General features: G+C 33.5%; 15 protein-coding genes. 3 read left to right on the forward strand and 12 right to left on the reverse strand.

From position 1 onward, the window contains the following. Window positions 1-492: 492 nt before the first annotated feature. From DMB65_RS19215 to DMB65_RS19240, 6 genes are all read right to left on the reverse strand, one after another. The gene (locus DMB65_RS19215) at window positions 493-1,248 is read right to left on the reverse strand and encodes a glycoside hydrolase family 16 protein (RefSeq protein ID WP_110308256.1); all 756 of its coding nucleotides are present in this window, start codon (window positions 1,246-1,248) and stop codon (window positions 493-495) included. Between the two features lie 81 nt (window positions 1,249-1,329). After that, complete coding sequence (locus DMB65_RS19220) at window positions 1,330-2,997, reverse strand: glycoside hydrolase family 16 protein (protein ID WP_110308257.1); 1,668 nt, start codon at window positions 2,995-2,997, stop codon at window positions 1,330-1,332. Window positions 2,998-3,008: 11 nt separating this feature from the next. After that, window positions 3,009-4,634 carry a PKD domain-containing protein gene (locus DMB65_RS19225; RefSeq protein WP_110308258.1) on the reverse strand — a complete coding sequence of 542 codons (1,626 nt, stop codon included), beginning with the start codon at window positions 4,632-4,634 and terminating at the stop codon, window positions 3,009-3,011. An 8-nt stretch (window positions 4,635-4,642) separates the two neighbouring features. Next, window positions 4,643-6,130 carry a RagB/SusD family nutrient uptake outer membrane protein gene (locus DMB65_RS19230; protein WP_110308259.1) on the reverse strand — a complete coding sequence of 496 codons (1,488 nt, stop codon included), beginning with the start codon at window positions 6,128-6,130 and terminating at the stop codon, window positions 4,643-4,645. An 11-nt stretch (window positions 6,131-6,141) separates the two neighbouring features. After that, on the reverse strand, window positions 6,142-9,177 hold the full coding sequence (locus DMB65_RS19235) for a SusC/RagA family TonB-linked outer membrane protein (protein WP_110308260.1): 3,036 nt from the start codon (window positions 9,175-9,177) through the stop codon (window positions 6,142-6,144). Window positions 9,178-9,416: 239 nt separating this feature from the next. Continuing rightward, window positions 9,417-12,218, reverse strand: coding sequence for a triple tyrosine motif-containing protein (locus tag DMB65_RS19240; protein ID WP_230470729.1), 2,802 nt, complete (start codon window positions 12,216-12,218; stop codon window positions 9,417-9,419). Window positions 12,219-12,410: 192 nt separating this feature from the next. On the opposite strand from DMB65_RS19240, the gene uvrA reads away from it, so the two are divergent. After that, on the forward strand, window positions 12,411-15,209 hold the full coding sequence (uvrA, locus tag DMB65_RS19245) for an excinuclease ABC subunit UvrA (RefSeq protein WP_110308261.1): 2,799 nt from the start codon (window positions 12,411-12,413) through the stop codon (window positions 15,207-15,209). Window positions 15,210-15,292: 83 nt separating this feature from the next. Here the strand turns inward: uvrA and DMB65_RS19250 are convergent, their stop codons facing one another. The 5 genes from DMB65_RS19250 to DMB65_RS19270 form a co-directional block, all read right to left on the reverse strand. Continuing rightward, window positions 15,293-15,592: a hypothetical protein gene (locus DMB65_RS19250; RefSeq protein WP_110308262.1), complete on the reverse strand. Its 300-nt coding sequence runs from the start codon at window positions 15,590-15,592 to the stop codon at window positions 15,293-15,295. A gap of 241 nt (window positions 15,593-15,833) precedes the next feature. After that, window positions 15,834-17,303: an oligosaccharide flippase family protein gene (locus DMB65_RS19255; protein ID WP_110308263.1), complete on the reverse strand. Its 1,470-nt coding sequence runs from the start codon at window positions 17,301-17,303 to the stop codon at window positions 15,834-15,836. Between the two features lie 31 nt (window positions 17,304-17,334). Continuing rightward, window positions 17,335-18,624, reverse strand: a complete 1,290-nt coding sequence (locus tag DMB65_RS19260) for a glycosyltransferase family 4 protein (RefSeq protein WP_110308264.1) — start codon at window positions 18,622-18,624, stop codon at window positions 17,335-17,337. 80 nt (window positions 18,625-18,704) lie between these two features. Continuing rightward, window positions 18,705-21,131, reverse strand: coding sequence for a YfhO family protein (locus DMB65_RS19265; protein ID WP_110308265.1), 2,427 nt, complete (start codon window positions 21,129-21,131; stop codon window positions 18,705-18,707). Between the two features lie 51 nt (window positions 21,132-21,182). Then, window positions 21,183-21,470, reverse strand: a complete 288-nt coding sequence (locus DMB65_RS19270; protein ID WP_110308266.1) for a DUF4834 family protein — start codon at window positions 21,468-21,470, stop codon at window positions 21,183-21,185. Window positions 21,471-21,593: 123 nt separating this feature from the next. Between DMB65_RS19270 and DMB65_RS19275 the strand changes: the two genes are divergently transcribed. After that, window positions 21,594-22,622, forward strand: coding sequence for a transporter (locus tag DMB65_RS19275; protein ID WP_110308267.1), 1,029 nt, complete (start codon window positions 21,594-21,596; stop codon window positions 22,620-22,622). Window positions 22,623-22,688: 66 nt separating this feature from the next. Continuing rightward, a complete protein-coding gene (locus DMB65_RS19280) occupies window positions 22,689-23,831 on the forward strand; it encodes a GTP cyclohydrolase (RefSeq protein WP_110308268.1) in 1,143 nt (380 codons plus the stop codon). A gap of 72 nt (window positions 23,832-23,903) precedes the next feature. On the opposite strand, the gene yidC is transcribed toward DMB65_RS19280, so the two are convergent. After that, the gene (gene yidC / locus DMB65_RS19285; protein WP_110308269.1) at window positions 23,904-25,820 is read right to left on the reverse strand and encodes a membrane protein insertase YidC; all 1,917 of its coding nucleotides are present in this window, start codon (window positions 25,818-25,820) and stop codon (window positions 23,904-23,906) included. Window positions 25,821-25,880: the final 60 nt, after the last annotated feature.

A 25,880-nucleotide genomic window follows, 5' to 3' on the forward strand; every position in this document is an offset into this window, starting at 1 on the left:
CCGAAAACAGATTTAGTCGAAAAATACTTATTTTTACCCATCGTTATTTGAATTTTGCAACTCTAAATTACGATGTTTTTTAAGAAGCCATTAATTTGGCTTCTTTTTTATCGGACAACAATGAATAAAATTATAAATAGTATCAAATAATTTTAATTTTATCGATTAAGTACTTGTAAATCTTAAATAAATTGGAATGTCTTAACAATTAAAAAAAGAAGCGTAATTATCTAAAATATTCAATATAAATAACTTACACTTCTTTTTTTTATAATAGTTATTTTATAACCTGAACTCGGTGATAAATTAATTGATTTAGAGTTTTTTTTTGTATTTCTCCTGCAATTTTTTTTTTTTTTAACCTGTAGGTGTTTTGGCTAAATAAATTATATTTACAAGGCCGAAAAAGACCTTTCAGGATTAGCGAAGTGTTGTAATTACTTAGAAATCAAAAACTTTAAAACCTAAATATTAATCGAACTCAGGTTTATATTATTCATAAACACGAACATAATCAATATAGAATTTTTGAGGTAAAACGGTATCATCAACAGCCGGTCCTCCAAAATTTCCGCCAATGGCTAAATTAATAATGATATAAAATGGTTTATTGAAAGGCCATGTGTCATCATTTTTTATTTCGGGCTGAAATGTATAAACCAAACTTTCATCGACAAAAAAATCAATTTTATCTTTATTCCACTCAATTGCATAAACATGATAACCTTCTTCTATATTGGGGAACTCTGTTCTTTTAGTATTAATTGTATTTCCATGGCTGTCCTGAGTATGCAAGGTTGTATAAACCATATGCGGATCCCTGCCAACGTATTCCAGAATATCTATTTCGCCTGTTTTGGGCCATTTTACCTCATCAATATTAGCTCCTAACATCCAAAATGCGGGCCATAAACCATGACCAACAGGCAGTTTGGCTCTCGCTTCGACACGCCCGTACAAAAACTCTTTTTTTCCTTTAGTAGTGATTTTTGCAGAAGTATATTTTTCTCCTTCTTTTCGGGCTTCAATAACCAAATTGCCTTTTGCTATTTCATGATTCGTTTGGGTATAAATTTGCCTCTCATTATTCCCCCAGCCACAAAGACTTGGACAACCATCTCCGAGTTCGAAATTCCAAACAGATTCATTTATCTTCTTATTAAAATTTTCTTCCCAGACCAGCTTTCTTTTTACTTGTTGGGCCATGCTAAAACTAGTTATTATGAAAAGCAATATTACTTTTTTCATGTCTATATTTTTAAATTATAAATTAAGAAGGCCAGCAAAACTAAACTGACCTTCCAATTTTATTCTTACTAATTAGTTTATTTATTGATAAACCCTTACGTAATCGATCTCCATTGAAGATTGTGTAAAAGCAGGATCAATGTTTCCTCCCAGATTTCCTCCCATTGCAACATTTAATATCAAAAAGAAATCACTGTTAAATGGTAATGAAGCTGAATTAGCAACTGAATGTATGAGTGTCTCATCTGTATATATTTTTATGGATGCAGGACTCCAAACTGCTTTATATACATGAAATTCAGTTGAAACATTTGCTATTGTTTTACTGCCTGAGTCAGCATTTCCTCCAGAACGCCCAGGGTAATGTAACGTACCAAGCACAACATTCTGATTGTTTCCTACATGTTCCATGATATCAATTTCTCCACAGGCCGGCCATGGTTTTGTAGAGTAGTTTTGTCCTAACATCCAGATAGCTGGCCAGGTTCCTGCTCCTGTTGGGAGCTTAGCCCTAACTTCTACTTTTCCGTAAGTAAACTTGAATTTACTGTCGCTTACTAATCTTGCTGATGAGTAAGCTGCACCTCCTGAAGCTTCTTTTTTTGCCGTAATTTTAAGGCTTCCTCCCTGAACAATAACATTTGTTGCAGAATTGGTATAATTTTGTTTTTCATTATTACCCCAGCCATTATCTCCTGTCCCTAAATTATAACCCCATTTTGTAGTATCAGGAGCCCCATCCGTATTAAATTCATCCGACCAGACTAAATTGGTATAATCTACATTTGTATCCGTAACCTGCGTAGGTTTTGTGGTGGTAAAAATGTGATACCATGCCAAGCCAGTGTTTCCTCCCATAACAGCCCTAACAACCATTCTGTTTGCTGTAATAGACAAAATCTCGTATGAGCTCTGACCAATATAATACCCCATAAAACCTCCATCAGAAAAGTTTAACATAGTACCTCTTGTTTGTGTAGCATGGTTAGGATTCTTAGTTACCACAGACTCTGAAGGACTTAAGGATACCGTTTTTACTCCGCCTGTATTGTAGGCCAGACAAGCATCATCAGGTGAACTTCCTCCTGCAACACTTGCAAAGGAAGCATTAAAGAAGGTTGAACCTCCATTATCCAACTCGTATTTCAATTGTTCTCCATCCAGAGAAAAAGTTAATACATTCTCATATAAGCAACTACTGGCTGGTGAACCAGCTTTTTCAAATGCCCCTGCCTGATAATAATTGGAATAATAATTTTTAGTTGCATCCCCATCATTTTGCCCCACTCCTAAATGTCCTGGCTCAGAAGCTGACCAATACCATTTTTTAGATGTTCCTCCGGTCAGAAAATTAACTGCATCCGGGTCACTAAAGTTACTTAAAACCTCTACTTCAATTGTCGTATTGGTAGCAACACCGCCTTTTCCGTAAGCAACAGCGATAACAGTATATTTATTTATGCCTGTTTTGGTAAATCGTTTATCAAAATGCCCTCCTGGAGAATTTTCGGAAGTCCCATCACTAAATACATATTTATATGAAATAACATTCTCTCCGATTGCTACAAGTTTAACCATTCCTGATCCGTCCCCATAAGGTTCTGCAGCTGTTTTTCCAACAATTTCAGCTTTTATCTGGATATTTGTTGGAGCGGTTATATCTCCAAATGCGTAATCATCTTTCTGACAACCCGTCATCAGGAGAATCGCAAATAAGGATACTATTTTTATGATTATTTTTTTACTCATGATTTCTTTATTTAATTGGATTGTTTTATGTCATCAAAGTAGTAGACAGAACCTGTTCCGATTTGTCCAAAGTCCGGAAACAAAATTACTCTGTCGTATTTATTTGCTGTGCTGAAATTTGGTGCCGTAGTAAGATCAAACGTTAATACCTGCCATGCATTTGCCGTTGTGGTTGTTGCATGCGCCTCGAAAAATACTGTTGGATTTCCGTTTCCGTCTTTTGGCGATGTCGAAACTTCCATTTTGTATAAAATATCAGCACCTACTTTCGGCGACCATACATTTACTTTTACTGTCGTACCCTTAGTAAAATCAATTGTGTTTTCTAAATTTAAACTCGCACCAGCCCAAACCTGAGCTCCGGATGTTTTTTCAATTTTTACTACTTTGTTGGATATGTTTGCTCCGGTTTTATCAGGATTTGTTACGATTGAAGCAGGAATGGGGCCGAAACCTGCATCACCAAAACCGCCCCAGGCATAAGTTAATGTCGCTGATTCAAAATCAAGAGGTAATTGTATCGATTGAGCGGCTGTTTTATAAAAATAAATATTATCAATAAATACTGTTCCTCCAGCCCAAGGTGTCCCAACCAATTTTAACTGGAAAATTTTATCAACTGACAATCCCTGACTTGTAAATGCCGAAACCGGAATATCGATACTTGTCCACTGATTTGCCGTCAGTTCTTTTGTTACTGGTTTTTCAGAAGGTCCAATATTAATCAATGAAGTTTCGATTTTCTGCAGATCTGCTGTCCAGACATCCATATGTAGATACTCCATACCGGAAACGTCTATTGATGTCCCATCTGCCAATGCAATTCCCTGATAACTTAATTTAATATAATTCAGCATTTTATCTCCATTTAAATCAAACTCAGTCCAACTGCTGCCTTGTCCTGCCTGACCCCAATCCGGGAAATAATTAATTCCCGCAACATTGGTATATTTAGCACCATAAATAGCAATAACATCTCCCGCCTGTCTGTTTGGTGGAACCGGAGCAGCTGTTGTTGGATTAAGAACCAATTTGGCAGTAACTTCTGTGGAATATTCAGTAGTTTTAATAGCAGCGCTTTTTGAAACCACACGAATTGTATAGACTCCGGCTTCTTTATATGTATACGATACAGATTCTCCATTGTTTGCCGAAATTGGATCCGGCATTCCTGTTTCTCCAAAATATACATCATAAAACAAAGCATAATCAGCAGAGGCTGTAACTGTTATTTTTTTAGAAACTGATAAATCATTCGTTACAACAACAACTAAATTCTCCGGAGCTTTAAAAGAAACTACTACCTGTTGATCAACCTGAGTGGTTTCTCCATTTAATCCCATCGCTATAATTTTAGCGGTATAAACACCCTCTTTATAAACATGCGATACAGTACCTCCGGAAGAGAAATAATCTGACTGGGTACTTCCGTCACCAAAATCAACTTTATATTGCGTCACTCCTTCGCCTTTTGGCAAAAAAGTAACCTTACCTGAATTATCCTGTGTTACTGTGGTCAAAGCGGATATATTTTCCGGTGTAGGTAAACCATCCAAATCAATATCTCCGTTATCGTTTGCACATCCCATCAAGGTTGTCAAAACGAAAAAACTTATAATAAAATGTATTTTTTTCATAATTGATGTTATTTAATATATCCTGGATTTTGTTGCCAGTTTCCGTTTGAAAACTGAATCTCTTCAATTGGAATAGGAAATAATTCGTTTTTGTTTGCCTGAAAGCCTGGTATTGTTCCCACTGCCTTTCCGGTTCTTACTAAATCAAAGAAACGATGTCCTTCACCAAACAACTCGAGTCTTCTTTCTGCCAGAATAAAATCGGTCAATGCAGCTCCAGATGCCGAAATATTGTGATTGTTATCTCCAAAAGCACGTTTTCTAACTTCATTTAAATAAGTTCTGGCTTTACCATCGTCTATGCCTCCACGGTTGTAAGCTTCAGCAGCCATTAAAAGAACATCTGCATAACGGATTGCCCTGTAATTATTTGGATTGGTTAAATTCAAATCTCCGGCGGCGTTGGCACTTCTCTTTCTTGGCAAATATTTTCTGTTAAAAAATCCTGTATCTTCATTTCCTTTACCGTATTTAACACCTGTATTAGCTGCTGCCCAGGCTGCTATATCTAATATGGCAACATCTTTACGTTTATCACCCACTTCAAAAGCGTCGGCACTTTCCTGAGTTGGAATATTAAAACTAAAACCAGGCGAAAACAAAGGACCTTCATAACCACGTATTCCACTGAAACCAACAGCTACATTCCCTTCACTACATTGGAGGCATCCAAATCCAGCTCCTTCAACATCTGTATATTGGACTTCAAAAACAGATTCGGCTCCATTTTCTCCTTCCATTTCGAATATTGCATTGTAATCTGTTATCAGAGAATATGGAGAAGTACTGATTAAACTTTCTAGAGTTGTTGCTGCCTGAGCAAATTTATTTTGGTATAAATAAGCTTTACCTAGTAATGCCTGAGCGGCTCCTTTTGTCACTCTTCCCTTTTGAGCTGTGGTTGAAGACAAATTAGCTATTGCGTATGTTAAATCGGCCTCTATTGAAGCATAAACTTCTGCTACTGATGAACGCGGTATTTTAGTTTCATCCCCCAGTTTAAACCTTGCATCCCCCTTCATTGGTATACCACCAAACCATTTTACTAATTCAAATTGGTAATATGCTCTAAGAAAACGGGTTTCTGCAAGGAGTTGTGCCTTTCCTTCAAAGTCAATTTTATCTTTAAATTCAAGAATATAATTAGTTCTTTGTACTCCGGCGAACATCCAATTCCATATGTCATGTAAATTACTATTTACCGATGTATGAATCATATCATCTACCTGTTGAAAACCAACTACATCAGTAGGGCTCTCACCTCCTGCTAAAGTATTATCAGATGCAATTTCTCCTAATAAGACATTTACATACGTAGATTGCAGTATATCATAAGCCGCTACTAATGCCTGATCGTAATCTCCTTTTGAGTTAAAATAGTTTTCTGAATCTATAGAATACTGTGGTGTAGTTTCTACAAAATCATCTGAACACGAAATAAAAACGGTTGAAAACAGTATTCCTGCGAAAAGAAATAAGTGTGTATATTTTTTCATTTTGATAACAATTAAAAGTTAAGATTTAATCCCAGAAGATACGTTCTTGGTATTGGATAAAACCCGTAATCAATTCCTCCGGCAATAGGGTCTCCGGTAGAAGCTCCAGGATCAAAACCTTTATATTTGGTAAAAGTGTAAAGGTTATTAGCTCCAACGTAGAGTCTTAGTTTTGTAATTCCTGCCTTTTGAATTACTTTAGGATCTAATGTATAACCAATTTGTACGTTTTGTATTCTCCAATAAGAAGCATCCTCTACGTAATAATCAGAAAATATGCTATTTGCTGTAGCTCCTGTTGTCACTCTAGGTGTTGAATTAGAAGTTCCTTCACCTGTCCATCTGTCTAATATATAATCTAAATGATTCACATCAGAAAGGTTTCTTTCATAATTTCTTATCAAGTCATTACCCAAAGACGCATAAGTATAAACTCCTAAATCTAAATTTTTATAATTCATCTGGAAATTAAATCCCATAGTAGCATTAGGAATCTGATCCCCAATATTCGTTCTGTCTTTACTATCCAAAACACCGTCTCCATTAATATCTACAAATCTCAAATCACCGGGAACCGCTTTTGCACCTAAAGCCAGTTGAGAAGGATGAGCATCAACTTCAGCCTGGTTTTGAAAAATACCATCTGTTTTATATCCGTAAAAATATCCAATTGGTTTTCCTTCTTCCATCCTTGTTGGTGCTTGCTGACCTACAGAAAACGAACCTCTTTCTATATAATGTGTTTCATTTTTCACCTCGAGCACTTCATTTTTAAGGAAAGTAACGTTATAGCCCACGCTCATTGAAAAAGCATCTGTGAATTTTTCTTTGTAATCTACCGCAAATTCAAGACCTGAATTTCTAACTGTACCTGCATTTATTGTTGGAGCACCAGCACCAGGGGCTCCGATACCTCCGATACCTGTAACAGCAATACCCGGAATTAATAAATCTTTTCTGGTATCGATAAAATAATCCGCTACAACCGAAATTTTATTATCCAATAATTTCATATCAACACCGACGTCAAATTTCTTGGCCTCCTCCCATTTTACGTTTGGGTTTGCTAATACGCCCTCAGCCCTGCCGCTAACTAATTCATTATCGAAAACATACGTTGCCTCTCCGGAAAGCTGGCTTAAATAGCGGTAATCCCCAATCTGATCATTTCCTAAAGTACCGTAGCTCGCCCTGAATTTCAGGAAGTTAATTATTTTCGGTTCTCCAAAGAAATTTTCATCTGAAACCACCCAACCTCCTGTAAAAGAAGGAAAATATGCTATTTTGTTATCCGGACCAAATTTTGTAGAAGCATCACGTCTTATCATTGCAGATAATAAATATTTTCCTTTATAATCGTATTGTAACCTTCCAAAGTAAGACAACCTTCTCTGGTCATAATTGTACGAACTGTTAGTTAAAACCTTTGAGATAGTTGTTATCAGGCTAAGATCAGCAAATTCCCAGGAGTTATAGGGTACATCATAGCCTGTTGCAAAAAGTCCGTTACCCCAGGTTTTATAAACTGTAGTACCTACTGTTCCTGACATGTTGTGATTTTCCCCAATTTTTTTTGTGTAAGTACCATAAAGGTCAAATGAATAATCGTTGTCATTTACAGCTCCCTGTGTTACAGAACTTTGCTTTACATCAAATACTTTATCACCGTAACTTACCTGTTTTGCAAAATTTTTCGATTCGCTGTTTGAAGTATTAAAACCAATATTACCGGAAAGTACAAAACCTTTGAAAATTTTATAATCTACCCCAAAATTTCCGTTGATTTTTTTATAATTGTATGTATTATAAGTATTGGCAATTTGGGCTAATGGATTAATAATTTCATTTCCTAAACCTTCACGCGGTATTACAGTAAAGTTTCCGTCTGCATCATATGGGTTAATTGTAGCAGGAATATTTAATGCATTGAACAGAACAGAACCAAGTCCGTTTTCATTCAATGTTTTTCTTGTGAAATAAGTATAAATAACATTACTTTTGAACTTTAATTTATCAGTCACGTCTGCACCAACAGCAACTCTGGCAGTATTTCTTAAAAAACCTGATTTATCACCCCCAACAATTCCTTCCTGATCAAGATGTGATCCGCTAACGGAATAATTAATTTTCTCCGAGCCTCCGGAAATTGATAAATCGTGATTGATAATTGGAACACCATTCCCAAAAATCTCATCCTGCCAGTCAGTACCTTTTCCAAAACCAGTTACATTTGGATATTTTATTCCCTGTCCTGCATTAGCATAACTTTCATTTAACAAAAGAACATATTCTGTAGCATTTAGAGTTGGAAGTTTTCTTGAGGTTTCCTGAAACCCTGCGTAAGTGTTATACGTAAGTTTTGCTTTTGAATTTCTTTTCCCCATTTTAGTGGTAATCAAAATAACTCCATTAGCGCCAATGGTACCATATATTGCAGCCTGAGCATCCTTTAAAACCGTAATAGTTTCGATATCATTAGGATTAAGCAAACTCAAATCCCCAACATAACCATCAATAATCGCAGTTGGTTTGTTTTCTCCATTAGTAGCAATACCCCGTATGCGAATATCTAAACCAGCACCTGGAGCTCCTGACTGACTGGTGACATTAACTCCGGAAACAGTACCCTGTAAAGCTTGTTCTACTTTTACAGGCTTTAAAGCTTCAATAGTTTTGCTATCGACCAAACCTACCGCACCAGTTAATTCTCTTTTTTTCTGGCTTCCATAACCTATTACAACAACTTCATCTAATGACTTTGCATCATCGATCATCTTAACAGTAATCTTGTTATCCGAAACTGAAACTTCCTGAGTTTGAAAACCGATGTAACTTAAAACAATTACAGTTCCTTTCGAGAGACCTGATAGTTTAAAAGATCCGTCAAAATCTGTTGTTGTACTTTGTGACGAATTTTTAACTTTAACATTTACTCCAGGCAGCGACATCGACGAGCCATCGAGCACTGTACCATTTACATCAAATGTCTGCGAAAACGCAAAAGAGGTAAACAGCAGCAATGCCGTTAATAATAATTTTGGTTTCATAATTAGTTAGTTTTTATTTATTATAAAAGTATTTCATCTTTTTAATAATAAAATAAAAACAACCTCAACAAAAAACATACATCGCAAAAAAAACAACACTTAAATAAATATACCTTAAAAAGACCACTATTTTAAAACAAATTAAAAATGTTAATTTCATTAATAAATAAGTGTTAAATCCACAATAAAAGATTCATGTTGTGGTAATGTATAGTTATTTTCATACGTATTTCTGCGTCCTATACAGATAGAATATATTCTGTTAAACCGATTTCGTGCTGTAGCTCCATTTTTTTGCGCAATCGATATCTTTTTATTTCAACACTTCGTACTGAAATATTGAACAAGGGTGCAATTTCTTTTGAAGAAAGATTTAATCGCAGGTACGCACAAAGCCGTAAATCATTTGGAGTTAGTAATGGGTGAATTAGTTTCATCCTTTTTAGGAAGTCTTTATCTGCATTATCAAAAGCTTCTTTAAAAACTTTCCAGGAATCTTCCTCGGTAATATTATCATTTATCGTTCTGATAACTGACTTGATATTTTTATTACCATCCTGTGAAGTCTTTTTCAAATCTTCTTTAATAAAAGCTAAAAGTTCATTTTTACTATTTAATGTCATGGTCGAGACAGCCAATTCCCTATTTTTATTATCGACATCCTGCGACAATTGCTCGTTTCGGAGTTTCATTAATTGCTGTTCGTTTTCAAGTTCTTTAATCTCTAACAAAAGATTGTTCTCTTCAATTAATTTCTCTTTTTGCTTTTGATAAAAATTCCGATACCCTTTATTGATAAAATACCCAATCACAACCAGCATCAATAAATAAATAAGATAAGCGACATTAGTTAAATACCATGGTCTTAAAACATCAAAAGTATAAGTCGCTGTATTTTGCAAAAGTGTATTGGCATATTTTGCACGAACTTTAAATGTATATTTTCCTGCCGGTAAATTTTTAAAATTCACTGAAGATTTTGTACTCCATTCACTCCACTCTTCCTGAAAGCCTTCTAAGAGATACTGATATTCTGAATTGATATACTTATTGTATTCCGGAACAGTATAATATAAGGTAATATTGTTTTCATTGGACTTAAAACTTCCTTCGCCATTTAAAACAACATTTTTTAAAGCCTGGTTCTGCTTATTGATTAAAATTTCAGAAATCGAAACGGTATAGTTTTTAAAACTTACATCATCAATATTAAGTGTATAATAACCATCTGTAGTGCCGATTAAATAAGTCGATTTTGAAATCTGGGTTATATTTTCAAAACCCAGCATCGAATTAGTTAAAGATGAAGGAATTGGGATGACATTTTGCTTTAATTGATTACTTAACTTACTGGCAGAAAAATAATGGATATAATTTTTAGAAAATAACCAGATTTTATTCGACTGGTCAACAATTAATTTACCCGAAGTATATTCATCCTGTTCAAAAATAGAACTTAGCAACTTATCCTTTTCAAATTGTTTTGTAGCAGGATTTAATTTGAAAATACCGTCTTTATGAGCATAATATATAGCATTGTTAAATTTTGTCAGACTTGCATTTTTTCCTTTTTCAGGAAAAGAATAAGCATGAAATTGTTTTGCCTCTGAAAAAGAATTATCAAGTTTAAACCTAAAAATCCCTTTGTATTCATGACTTACATACACTTCTAGATTTGGAGTAATTTCAAAATAACGCGACGAATAATTAAAGCCCTGAATTTTATTTTTAAACTGCCACTGATTATTAATTTTCTCTAAAACCGAAATCCCGTAGTAATTTCCCTGAAGCACAATGTTTTTATTGCTTAGTAAAGACTCAAACTTCCACGTTCCGGAACTCCTGAAGATATTTTTGGCTGATGCATTTTCAATAATAAAAGTTCCCGAGTCGTGACCGCAGAAAAGTGTTTTTTCATATTCAAATAAGGACCAGACCTGACCTTTTGTTCCTTTTATAAACTGAAATTCACCCTTACTGTGATAATTTTTACAAAATAATCCCTGATTTGTTCCCACATACAGCATTCCATTATGTGTAATTGAAGCATAAACAGTTCCTAAAATACCTGTATCATCTGTAAAATTATGCACCGGCGTTTGTAAATTGATGCAATTAATTCCATTATCAAGGCCTACCCAAACATTCTGGTCTTTATCCTCAAATAAAGACAAAGCAGTATTATTGCTTAATCCCTTACTTTGTGAAATATGATAATTTAGTTTTCCTGTATCCGATAAAATAAAAATTCCGTTAGAAACGGTACCTAAAGCATAGCTCCCATCATGAAGTTTCTGGCTGCTATAAACAAAACTTGATTTGATCTGTGAATCCACTTCTGTTGCAACAGGAGTTAAAACACTTCCAACGAGTTTATAGAATCCGTCTAGTTGTGTGTGAATCAGAAGGCTGTCATCAAGTGCAAAGATATTTACAATTATATTTTTTTTAAGAATGGAGCTATTTGAAATCAATTTTCCTTTTCCTGCTTCTAATTCAAATAATCCTTCATTCATGGTTTGGTAATAAATCGAATTTTTCGTACCAAAGGATTTTACGACACCATTTTTAGGTGCAATAATTTTGAAACTTTTTGTTTTGGTATCATAAATATAGATTCGGTTCAAAGACTGAAATAAAATCCAATGGTCATATTTTAAAATGTTCCAAAACTGTTCGTCGTCCAGAATTTTGTTTTTGATTGTATCGCTAAGCGAAAAATATTTCAATTTCCCATTTGCTTGCCTGGTCCAGTAACCAAAATTCATATAGCAACCTGTATAAACTTTATTATCAATTACTTTTACAGATCGCATGATAGTTTCGTTTGGTGTTGGATACAATTTCCAATTGGTTCCGTTATATTCTAAAAGCCCTTCATTATTAGCAAAATAGACTATATTCTGATCATCCTGCGAAATCATCCAGCTCTGATTTCCTGCCCCATAAACAGTTGATGGATATTTTACAATTGGAGGTAATTCCTGAGAGAACAAGGAAAAACCAATCAAAAAATACAGTATAGAAAGTTTAGTTTTCAAATTTATATGATTTAAATTGTTACAATAACAGTTCTAAAATAGCTCATTTTAAATCAAACCAGCAATTTTTTTTATAAAATATATCATTACTAAAAACTTGTACTCTACTAATTTTTCTGTTAGAATTTGGAACAATCTCATTAACAAAACTCAATTCAAAATTGATTACTTTTGTAGAAATTGACTTTTTTTATGCAAATCGATCTTTCTACACTCGACCCAAAACATACTATTATCATTAAAGGAGCACAGGTACATAATTTAAAAAATGTAGATGTTGCTATTCCGCGAAACAAACTTGTAGTCATTACAGGGCTATCAGGATCAGGAAAGTCAAGTTTGGCATTTGACACTTTATATGCCGAAGGGCAGCGTCGTTATGTTGAAAGTTTATCCTCGTACGCACGTCAATTCTTAGGGCGTTTAGACAAACCAAAAGTTGAGTACATTAAAGGAATTGCTCCTGCTATTGCTATTGAGCAAAAAGTAAACACAACAAACGCTCGCTCAACTGTTGGAACTTCAACTGAAATTTACGATTACATCAAACTTTTGTTTGCCAGAATTGGCCGTACTTATTCCCCTATTTCTGGCAAGGAAGTCAAAAAAAATACCGTAACAGATGTAATTTCAGATGTAAAAACATTAGCAACTGACAGCAAGTGGCTTTTATCATCCCCTATACATTTGGAAGAAGGAAGACAGCTTGAAGATAAACTTAAGATTCTTTTGCAGCAGGGATTTGCCCGTATTTTGGCTGATAACGAAATGATTCGTCTGGATGAATTTACCCCTACAGATGTCCATAAATTAGACAATAAAGACATTTTACTGGTCATTGACCGAATTGTCGTTAAAGAGGAAGAGGAATTCTATAATCGCCTTGCAGATGCAGTGCAAACTGCTTTTTTTGAAGGAAAGGGTATTTGTTACCTTCAGGAGTTAGGCAAAGATAAAAGATTCACTTATTCTAATAATTTTGAATTAGACGGAATTACTTTTTTAGAACCCAATGTCCATTTATTTAGTTTCAATAACCCTTACGGTGCCTGTCCGGTATGCGAAGGCTACGGAAACATTATTGGTATTGACGCTGATTTAGTCATCCCAAATACTTCACTATCTGTCTATGAAAGTGCAATCTATCCCTGGAGAGGTGAAAGCATGAGCTGGTATAAAGACGAATTGGTAAAACATGCTTATAAATTTGATTTTCCAATTCACAAACCCTATTTCGAACTCACAGAAGATCAGAAAGATTTAATTTGGAAAGGAAATCAGTATTTTCAGGGATTAAATGATTTCTTTAAAGAACTTGAAGAAAAAAATTACAAAATACAAAATCGGGTAATGTTATCCCGGTACCGTGGAAAAACAAAATGTCACGCTTGTCGCGGAAAACGCCTGCGTGAAGAAGCTTCGTATGTAAAAATAAACGGCAAAACAGTTTCTGATTTAGTTGATTTGCCCATTAAACATTTAGTTACTTTTTTCAAAAATATCGATTTAAATGTTTATGAACAGCAGATTGCCAAACGACTGATGGTTGAAATTAATAACCGTCTCTCGTTTTTGACAGAAGTAGGTTTGGACTACCTAACCTTAAACAGAAACTCAGCCACACTTTCCGGAGGTGAATCCCAAAGAATTAATCTTGCCACTTCACTAGGAAGCAGTTTAGTAGGATCGATGTATATTCTCGATGAGCCAAGTATTGGTCTGCATCCCAAAGATTCTGAACGATTGATAAAAGTTTTACTTTCACTTCGTGATTTAGGCAATACGGTTATTGTAGTCGAACACGATGAAGATATTATGAAAGCCGCTGATATGATTATTGATATTGGCCCTGAAGCAGGAACTTTTGGGGGAAATCTGGTTGCGCAGGGAACTTATGATGAAATTCTAAAATCTGACTCTTTAACTGCTAAATATTTAAATGGTGATTTAGAGATTTCGGTTCCAAAAAAGAGACGAAAATTTAAAAATCACATTGCTATCATAGGTGCACGGGAAAACAATTTAAAAAACATAAATGTTACTTTTCCATTGGATGTTTTAACGGTGATCACCGGTGTTTCAGGAAGTGGAAAAAGTACATTAATAAAAAAGATATTATTTCCGGCTATGCAGAAAAAGCTGGAAAGCGCTGCAGAAAAAGCGGGTCAGTTTAGTGACATAACGGGTTCCTTTTCACAAATAAAACACATTGAATATGTTGACCAGAACCCTATTGGAAGAAGTTCGAGATCCAATCCTGTTACCTACATTAAAGCCTATGATGATATCCGTGATTTGTATGCCAAAGAAAAACTTTCTAAAATAAGAGGTTATCAGGCAAAACATTTCTCTTTTAATGTGGATGGTGGGCGATGTGAAACCTGTAAAGGAGAAGGAGCTATAAATGTCGAAATGGTTTTTATGGCCGATGTTTCTTTACCATGTGAAACCTGTGGAGGAAAACGATTCAAAAAAGAAATTCTGGAAGTTAATTTCGACGAGAAAAACATCAACGATATTCTGACAATGACCATTGATGATGCTATTTCTTTTTTTGAAAAAAACAAACAAACAAAAATTACTCAAAAACTGCAACCGCTTCAGGATGTTGGATTAGGATATGTACAGTTGGGACAATCTTCTTCTACATTATCGGGTGGAGAAGCACAACGTATTAAACTGGCATCTTTTTTAGTAAAAGGTGCTACAAAAGACAAAGCTTTGTTTGTTTTTGACGAACCTACAACAGGATTACATTTTCATGACATCAAGAAATTACTGGCATCATTTGATGCCCTGATCGAAAAAGGACATTCGATCATTGTGATTGAGCATAATCTGGATCTTATAAAATGTGCCGACTGGATTATTGATTTAGGGCCTGAAGGAGGTGAAAATGGCGGTCATTTATTGGCATCAGGAACTCCGGAAGAAATTATCAAAGTAAAAGAATCCGTAACAGGTATTTATTTAAAGGACAAACTAAAATAAACAAATCAGCCACGAATTACTTCTTTTCATATGATAAATAAAGAAATAACTCGTGGCTATTTTTTTTTAAAATTATTTAATTGCTATGCAACTAAACATCTTTCTTCAAAAGGAACACCATCTTCATCTATAGCAACTAAAATCTTTTTTTGTTTAGAAGCTTCTATTGTAAGATACAACCAAGCAACAGACCATAAACCTAATGTTAAACAAAAAATTATAAAATTGAATCCATGATCTACAGCTTTCCCTCCTTTTGAAAGTACAGCAAAAAGCATTTTGTCATTTCGCTCTTCAAGTACAAATCCGTTATGAACTTTTTTTGAAATCATATTAGAAAATACCTGCAAACTTTCTTCCCGGCTGAATTGATTGTTTTTCATAATAATTAGCTAAAAATTTTACTTAAATTCTTTAACATTAATTTTAACAAAAATACATGAACCTAATGCCTTTAACAATACCCACTTTTAGTGATTTATCACAGATTTTTCAATACAAAAGAAGATTTGTTATTAATATGAGAACATAAAGTTAGTTTTTATATTATAAAATACAAAATAAACAAATGTTAATTCCAACACAACAACTACTTAATCAACACATTGCAGTTGTAAATTAACATTACATTCTAAATCTTAACTTACCTAAAAAACCATCAATAACTTTATTTATATCAGGCGAAATATTGAATTTATAATTGAGGTAAAGATATAAAATCGTTACAAGAGTTGATTTTAATGCGATTCCAACTAAGGGATAGACCTGAAATTCCCAAAAATAAAAAACGAAAAACAAGGCCGTTGTAACTCCCAAAGAATATAAATTCTGTTTTGTAAAAGGATACAAATGAAGTTTCTTAACCACAAAAAGCAATTTAGCCAAACTATAAAACGTAATAGATAACAAAGTAGCAAATGCCGATCCCATAATACCATAAAGAGGTATGAAAATAACATTTAAAATAAACGTCAGCCCTACTAGCCCTAAACCCAGAAATAAGACGGTTTTGTAATACTTAGTATTAAAAATTATAGCATTATTATTTCCTAAAATCAAATCAAAATACTTTGACAAACCAATCATAAAAACAACCGGAACTCCTCCCCTATATTCTTTAGGAACGATTTCATATAATTGATTAATATTTACAAAAATGCATAACATCACAAAGCCGCCAACAATTTGCAGGTTAATAGACGTTTTTTTATACAAATCGTTTAGTTCGTCATGTTTGTTTTCATGCATTAATTTGGCCGTAATCGGGTACACAATCTGGTGCATCGCACGGCTGGGAACAGAAATAACCAAGGCAATATAAGTAGCAACTGAATAGTAAGCAATATTCTCAATTTCCATATATTGGTTCAGCATTATTTTATCCCCATCTAAAAGTAAATTAGCAACACTTCCTGAAAGAATGATATAAAAAGTATATTCCATTACACTCTTTACGTTTTCAGGTATTGTGATTTGAAAATTAGGCCTTTTGATATAAAAAGCATAAAACATGGTAACTAAAAACGCAACTAAATAAATCCCTGCGGTTAGATAAACAAACTCAACCAGCGTAATCCAATGAAAATACAAACCGATCAAGGCAACAGAGGAAAACAACCTTAACCCTACTTCTTTTATGAAATTTCCAAAAACCGAATGCATGTGTACTCTTGCCCAGGCATAAAAAATCTCAAAATAAGCCATACATATTCCGGTAAACGGAATTAGAAGCATAAATTCTTTTACAACCGGATTCTTCTTTGACACAAAGACAGTAATATCATCAAAGAAAAAGAGTCCGATTATTCCCAAAGGAAAACACATTAATACAGGAAACAATGCCGTAAATGACAAAAATTGTTCTCTTTCTTCTTCTGTTTTATATTGAGAATAAAATTTGACTAACGTATTCTGCATTCCAATAGCGAACAGAGGCATGATGACATTGGCCGCAGATAAAATATAATTTGTTAATGCATAATAGGTAGCCCCTAAAAAAACGGGATATAAATAAAGTGTATTTATGGCTCCAATACCGAAACCTATGTAAGTAATAATAGTATTTTTAAAAGACTGGTTTAAAACAATACCCATGTTTGGATTTATGAATTTAGATTTCTGTACGTTATGATTGCTTAATCAATTGCACCAATTGTTTGGTAAGACTTTTTCTTGAAAATTGTTGTAAACCAACACCATTAGCTTGTAATTTCCCTTCTAAGAATTGATTATAAAAGCCCAAAATTACACTTTTTAGCTTCGCTTTTTCAGAATAATCAAAAAATACTCCTGTATTGGTTTCTTTTATAATGTCAGCAAAATCAGAACCTTGTGGACCAATAGCGATTATAGGCCTTTCTGATACCATATATTCAAATAATTTGCCTGGAATAATACTTTTGGTTTCTTCAGAATTAATTTCAATTAAAAGTAAAACCTGTGATTTTTTTTGATGAGCAATTGCTTCATGATGCGAAACATATCCAAGAAGATTCAGATAAGCATTCAGATTAAATTCTCTAATAGAATCGAGTACTTCCTGACTTACTGCTCCAATTAATTTAATTTCTAAATGCAGTCTAAAATCAGGAATTTCATTTAGTAATTCTACAAGACACTCCCATAAAAATTTTGGATTTCGGTCAGATAAAAAGGAACCAATATGAGCCAGGGTAAATTTAGCATCCAAAACCTGATTCCCTACACTTTCAATATCATAACCGTTTGTAATAACCGAAATAGGTTTATCAGTTATGGCCTGAAATTCTGTCTTAGTCGTTTTACTGGTTACAATAATCCTATCTGCTGCATTAAGAACTTTATGTTCTAATTTTTTGTGCTTTTTAGATGCATAACCCGACAAACGTAATGCTTTATGATAGCCAATAGTAGTCCAGGGATCACGAAAATCAGCAAACCATTTTACCTTCAATTTATCTTTTAGTTCTAAACCTATTAAATGCAAACTATGCGGTGGTCCAGATGTTACAATAATATCAATGTTATTTTCTTTAATATACTTTTCAAGAAAAGAAACAGAAGGTTTTACCCAAAAAACCCGGGCATCCGGAATAAAAAGATTTCCTCTGATCCAAAGAAAAGTCTTATCCAAAAAAGTTTGTTTTTTTTGATGTGGAACAATTCCAGAACTGATTTTCTTAGTTTTATTTTTTGAAAAAACAGAGGCCAGTTGATAAGGCTCCCAAATTTTATTTTTAAGAACAATTACTTTATCAGAAATATCCCTCACCAAGCCTTCGTCAACAATAGGATAAGTAGGGTTTTCGGGAACGTAAACAATCGGCTGAATATCAAATTCAGGCAAATACTTTACAAATTTCAACCAGCGCTGTACACCGGGACCTCCGGCTGGTGGAAAATAATAGGTAATAATCAAGAGTTTTTTTTGTTCCAAGGAAAAATTGATTTGATTTAAATTTATTGATATAAATCTTTACCGAAAATATACAAATGATTTAGTTTATAAATTTACTTTCAACTGTGGTTCTTCTTTCTTTCAAAATAAATTCCTCCAATCAAAAGCAATAACATTCCAATAGAACTTACTAGTGCAATGGTGCTTCCGGTTTTAACAACCTCAGGTTCGAATTTAAATTCTATAGTATGTTTTCCGCCTGGAACTTCCATTGCTCTTAAAACATAATCAACAGGAAAATGATCTGTCAATTGACCATCAACATAGGCATTCCAGCCATTTTTGTAATACATTTCAGAGAAAACTGCCAAACCATTTTTTCCGTTATCAGACTGGTATTTAATATAATTTGGCTTGTATTGTAAAACTTTAATGGTTCCTGTTGTATCCCATTGTTTTTTTAAACGGGCACTTTTGAATTTTGCTTCGTAATCATGAACATTAAAAACCGCAACTTTTTTAGTATCAATATGACCTAACGCTTTCATTACATCATCCGGCTTATTTACAAGTTTTACAGTGCTTACAAACCATGCATTTCCATTAGCATCAGGATTTGCTACCGGAATCTCATTCCCTTCTTTGTCTGTTTGGATTACATACTTAACATTTAACATATTAAGAACTTCAACATTACCTTTTTGAATCTGATAATCCATTAACTGTTGCATTCTTCTTGGTCTTACGGCACTGTAACCACCAATTGTTTTGTGAAAATATGAAGATCTTCCCTGCAATTGTCCCTGAACATCAAAAACACGATAAATCGATTTATCTTCCAAAATCTTAGTATCAATTGGTGTTTCCTGAAAAGGAGCCGCAATTTGAACAGGACTGACAAAGTCTTTAGATGACACATATCTTTTATCGACAAAAAACAAATCAAAAATCATTAAAAGACCAACGATAAGTAAAGCTGTATTTTGAGCCAACTTATTTTTGATGAACATCCATAAAACTCCAAATATTACTACAATAAAAAAGCCTGACCTTAACAAATCCGCTGAATACAAACTCTTTCTGTCTTCTTTCAAAGCATCAACAAAATCTGGTCCGTAAGCTTGCAGATAACTTTGATCACTCATTCCTGTAAAATGAAAGAAGCTTTTTGCAAATAATAAAATCACTAAAACGCCTATACCAAAAACGACTGTCTGTAATAAAGCCTTTTGCTGTAATTTTGGTTGTTCTTTTGCTTTAAAGAAAGACTGTAATCCCATTACTGCCAAAACAGGAAAACAGAGTTCTAATATTACCTGAATAGAAGAAACAGCCCTGAATTTATCGTACATCGGAATGTATTCGATGAAGAAATCAGTTAAAAAAGAGAAATTTTTACCCCATGATAACATCAAAGTAAATAGTGCACCCGATAGGAATGCATATTTGATTTTTCTTTCGTCAATAAACAAAGCTAAAACAGCCAAAAAGAAAACCACCACCCCAATGTATGCTGGTGCAGAAACGATAGGCTGATCTCCCCAATAGGTAGGCATTCCGGAAACAAATTCCTTTGCCTGATCAGATGGAACTCCCTGTTCGATCATAAAAGAGTACATCCGGGCATCCGTACCTACATTTTCATGGCTTGAACCTCCAAAAAGCCTAGGCGCAATTAAATTGAAACTTTCTGCAATTCCATAACTATATTCTGTAATATAGTCTGTTGCCATAGACGCAGTAGTCTGATTTCTTGAGCCGTCCGGATTAAAAGTAAGCTCACTTTTATTTCGAATACTATATTTAGCATATTCACTGGTTGCGAGTAAATTTGTTGCATTTGCTCCAATGGCAAAAATTCCGGCAACAACGAGAACTCCAACTGCAAATGCAAGTTCTTTATATTGTTTTTCTTTTATAAAATTAAAGGTAAAATAACCTGAAAGAATTAATAAGAAAATCAACAAATAATAAGTCATCTGAAAGTGGTTCGCATTCACTTCAAGCGCAACTGCAAACATTGTGAGCAGACCACCCCAAATATATTTTTTTTGAAAAACCAATATAAAACCGGCAATTACCAATGGCATATATGCAATTGCATGGGCTTTTGCATTATGTCCAACTCCCAGAATAATAATTAAATAGGTTGAAAATCCAAACGCAATTGCTCCAATAAAGGCTTTTAAAGGATCCGTCTTTAAAACTAATAATAATCCGTAAAAACCTAAAAAATATAAAAATAAGTAATCAGCAGGGCGTGGTAAAAAACGCAGAAGATCATCCAGTTTTCCCACAAAATCATTCGGATAATTAGCTCCTAACTGGTAGGTCGGCATTCCCCCAAAAGCAGAGTTTGTCCAATAAGGCTCTGTATTTTCAGCTGCCCGAAAGTCATTTTGCTCTTTTGCCATTCCGGTATATTGGGCAATATCTGACTGAAAAATTTGTTTTCCCTGCAGAACAGGGTAAAAATAAATTAATGAAACAAGAATAAAGCCCAGAATTACAAGGGCATGCGGATAGAACTTATTTACTATTTTCAATTTTGGGTAGTTTGGTTAAATGATGAATCCTGATAATTTCAGGGTACAAACTTAATCTATTTCTTCGTAATCAACATAATCGCCTACTTTTTTGGTTTCGCGAGGCTTTTTTACATTAGTGGTATTGATGATAATCTCATCATTATTATTATTTTGGGTTCTTTGCCATGAATTATCCTGACTATATTGCTGTTGTCTCTGAAAATTCTCACCTGCTTTCTCAACCGCTTTTTTTACCAGTACAGGCAAAAAGATTTTAGCTAAAAATTTAAAAATATAATAAAAAGCTATTACCCACATGATGGTTTTAAGTAACCCTGAAAATGATGCTTCTTGCATAATCGTATAATTTTTTTCAAAATTAATAAAACCATAGTTCAAAATTAAAATTTGAATCTTAAATAAATAATAAAATATAGTACATTTGAAAACGTTATTACTTTTTAAACAAAAAATACATATATGTTAAAAATTAAAAACTTTTTAATAGCTTGCCTATTTTTATTTCCACAATATTTTTTTGCTCAGCATACAGATCTTATAAATTCAAACCGGCCAGGTGAAACTATGTCAGCTTTCTCTGTTGGAAAATCTGTAATACAAGCTGAAGTTGGTTTTTATGGAATAAATGAAAACCACAACACGCAAGATTATGAAGCTACAGGTTTTGGTACTGATTTTACACTTCGTTGGGGTCTTTTTCACGAACAACTTGAATTTATAGCAGATATTGAATATCAAAATGAAAAATTTACAACTCCAGCCACCACTTTTAGAAAAAGCAACTTCAGGCAAACGGTTTTAGGCGCAAAATACTTGATTTATGATCCATTTAAACGTTATAATAAAGACATCAATATTTATAGCTATAATGCCAATAAAAAATTCAGCTGGCGCCAATTAATACCCGCAGTTTCAATCTTTGCCGGCGCAAATTTTGTATTCAAAGACAACCCATACGCTTATAATACCAATACCCTCAATTATTATTCAGATGGTTTCAAGATCGCTCCTAAAATAATGTTGATTACTCAAAACCATTTTGGCGATGGAAGATGGGTACTGGTAACAAATATTCTCGCAGATTATATCTCATCAGACAATCCCGGATATGGATATATCCTAACCCTGACAAGAGGTTTTAATAGCAAATGGTCAGGTTTCCTTGAAAATCAGGGGTATAAAAGCGATTTATACAGTGATGCAATTGTAAGAGGTGGTGCTGCTTATTTATTATCAAGAAATGTTCAAATTGATGCTTCGGTTAGTAAAAATTTAAAAAACTCACCTTCAATACTTTATGGCGGAATTGGTTTTTCAATACGCTACGATGATAATCACAAAAACAAACTGGTAAATTATGGTAAAGCAATAAAGAAAAAAAGCAAAAAAAATAAAAATAAAGACAAAAATAAGATAAAAGAGCCAACAGAAGAAGAAATAATAGATTATCAGGAAAAAGAACGTGAAAGAAAAGCTAAATATGAATAAGCTTTTAAATTTCTTATACCTAAATCACTTCTCTCCCTTTTTTAAATTTTAAATACAAACACGTTAATGATTACAATTAAAGAAGCTAAAACAAAAAAGGAATTAACAGAATATATTAAATTCCCTTTTTCTTTATATAAGGACAATCCGTATTGGGTTCCTCCAATTATTGCGGATGAGTTAGAGTCATTTGATAAAACAAAAAATCCAGCTTTTGAAAATGCTGAGGCTTATTTCTATATGGCTTATAAAAACAATGAAGTTGTTGGAAGAATTACAGCCATCATAAACTGGTCAGAAGTAAACAACCAGCATAAAAGAAAGGTTCGTTTTGGCTGGTTTGATGTTATTGATGATATCGAAGTTACCAAAGCTTTATTAGAAAAGGTATATGAATTAGGAAAAAAAAACAATCTGGAGCATATAGAAGGCCCTATGGGATTCTCAAATTTAGATAAAGTTGGAGTCTTGACTGACGGTTTTGATCAGGTAGGAACTATGATTACATGGTATAATAATGAATACTATGTTACCCATTTTGAGCAATTGGGTTTTCAAGTAGAAAAACAATATATCGAAAGTATTTTTCCGTTTTCAAATGTAAAACCAGAATTCTTCTTAAAAGCACAGGAACTTATCAAAAAAAGATATGGTCTAAGATCCTTAACTTTTACAAAAACAAAAGACATTATGCCGCATGTTGACAAAATGTTTGATTTATTTAATGAATCTTATGAAAAATTAGCTTCATTTGTAGCCATATCCGATGTCCAAAAAGAATATTTCAAGAAGAAATACATCAGTTTTATCAATCCTGAATATATCAAGTTTGTTGTTGACAAAGACGATAATTTAATTGCTTTCAGCATTGTAATGCCTAGTTTTACAGAAGCTTTACAAAAAATCAAAGGAAAGCTTTTCCCTTTCGGATTCCTTCATTTATTAAAAGCAAAAAAACACAGCAAAGATGTCGTTTTTTATCTAATCGGAGTTCACCCGGACTATCAAAACAAAGGTGTTACAGCAATTATATTTGATGAATATTATAAGACTTTCTCAGAAAAAGGTATTCAGAATTGCATCAGAACTCCTGAACTTTTAGAAAACAATGCCATTCATTTGCTATGGAAAAACTTTGATCCAAAAATTCATTGTCAAAGAAAAACATACCGAAAAGATTTATCAGAATGGTTATATAAACAATCTTAAATTACTAAGTATAACATCAAAAAAAGCTCGAAATTAGACAATTTCGAGCTTTTTTAATTCTGGTAAAGAAAATTACTTCTTTTTATTTTGAGCTTTTTTAGCAGCTTCCTGCTGTTCCATTACTTCCTGAAGACGCTGTTGAAATTTACTTTGCTTTTTAGGCTCTTTCAATTTATTCTCCTGAATCTGAGCGTGAATTTTTTCACTATCTACAATATAGTTTTTAATAACAAACATAATCCCGATTGTTATCAGGTTCGAAATAAAGTTATACAAACTCAATCCTGCACCGTAACTATTAAAGAAAATTAACATCATTAATGGTGAAACGTAAATCATGATTTTCATCATTTTTGCCATATCGGGCATACCCTCCTGTTGTGGTGCAGCCATTTGCTGATCTCCTGAAGTCATTTTCATGTAGAAGAAAATCGCAATTGCTGCCAAAATTGGGAACAAACTGATGTGATCTCCATACAATGGAATATTGAACGGTAGTTTTATAACGGAATCAAAAGAGGACAAATCATCTGCCCAAAGGAAACTTTTCTGTCTCAACTCAAATGCCGCTGGAAAAAACTGAAACGAAGCATACATAAACGGAAGCTGAATCAATGCCGGAATACATCCTGCCATTGGGTTTACTCCTGCTTTGTTGTACAATTTCATTGTTTCCTGTTGCTTCTTCATTGGGTCTTTTTTGAATTTTTCTCCCAACTCTGTAATTTCAGGACGTAAAACTTTCATTTTAGCCTGAGACAGGAATGATTTATATGTAATTGGCGACATAGCCAATTTGATGATAATTGTGAAAATAATAATTGCAATCCCTAAAGATAATCCAACTGATGAACTTAAAAATCCGAATAAAGGAATGAAAATCCATTTGTTGATCCATCCAAAAATTCCCCAACCAAGCGGAATAATTTTTTCGAAGTTTTTATCGTAAGATTTTAATGTTTTATAGTCTGCAGGCCCCATATACAAACTCATTTTGTAATCGATCTCTCCATTTGAAAATGCTAAAGGTAAATTGGCTCTAAACTGCTTTGTAAAAATTGTATCGCTTTTTTCGTCTTTAACTAAATCGTCCGACTGTAATTTTGAAGTTTCAAAAGGTTTTTCTGTAGATAAAATAGTAGCGAAGAAGTGTTGTTTAAAAGCTACAAAACTCACTTTATTAGGAGTTTCTTCTTTTCCTTGACCACGTGAAGCTACATTATTATATTTTGAATCTTCGTATTTGTAATCAATTTGCGCATAACGATTCTCATAAGAAACGCTTTTCTCGTTTCTGTATGTTTTTAAATCCCATTGTAAATCTAATGGTTTAGAAGGGTTCAAAACTTTATTCAATCCTTGAGAACGAATATCAAAACCAACTAAATAATCGTTTGGCTTAAGGATGTATTTATATTCTAAAAATTCATTAGCTCCGGCTTTCAAACGCATAGACAAAACCTGATCTGCACCGATTTTTTCTAAAGTCGGCTCAAAATACAAATCTTTAGAATTCAAAGTTCTGTTATCTTTGGTAAGAAGCTGTAAATTTAAACTTGAGTTATTGTTTTTTATCAATTCAACTAATTCACCTGAACCCTTTTTTAATCTTTCGAATTCTTTTAGGGTAGCTTCAACAATATAACCACCTTTATTGGCAATTTTAAGTTTTATCTTTTCGTTCTCGATTGTTGTAAAAACTTCTTTTGCTGAAGGAAGCGTTGCAGAATAAGCAAATCCTCCTAAAGTTTTTTGCAATTTCGCCAATTCTAATGTATCTCCAGGAGTTACCGTTGCAACTGGTAATGATGTTGTTTTGGCTTTATCCGCTTTTGCCTGTGCTTCTTGTTTAGCAACTAACTCTTTCTTGGCTTTTTCAGCAGCAATTTCTTTTTCAGAAGGCTGATTTTGGTACATAATCCAAATCAAAATTCCGAATATTAATACAAAACCAATGATTGAATTAAGGTCTAATTTTTTTTCTTCCATATATTATTTTAAAAAAGTTATTCGTTAAAGGCTATTAGTTATGAGTTAAACTCAAAAGTT

Source organism: Flavobacterium cheongpyeongense (genome assembly GCF_003202435.1).
Classification (GTDB): Bacteria; Bacteroidota; Bacteroidia; order Flavobacteriales; family Flavobacteriaceae; genus Flavobacterium; species Flavobacterium cheongpyeongense.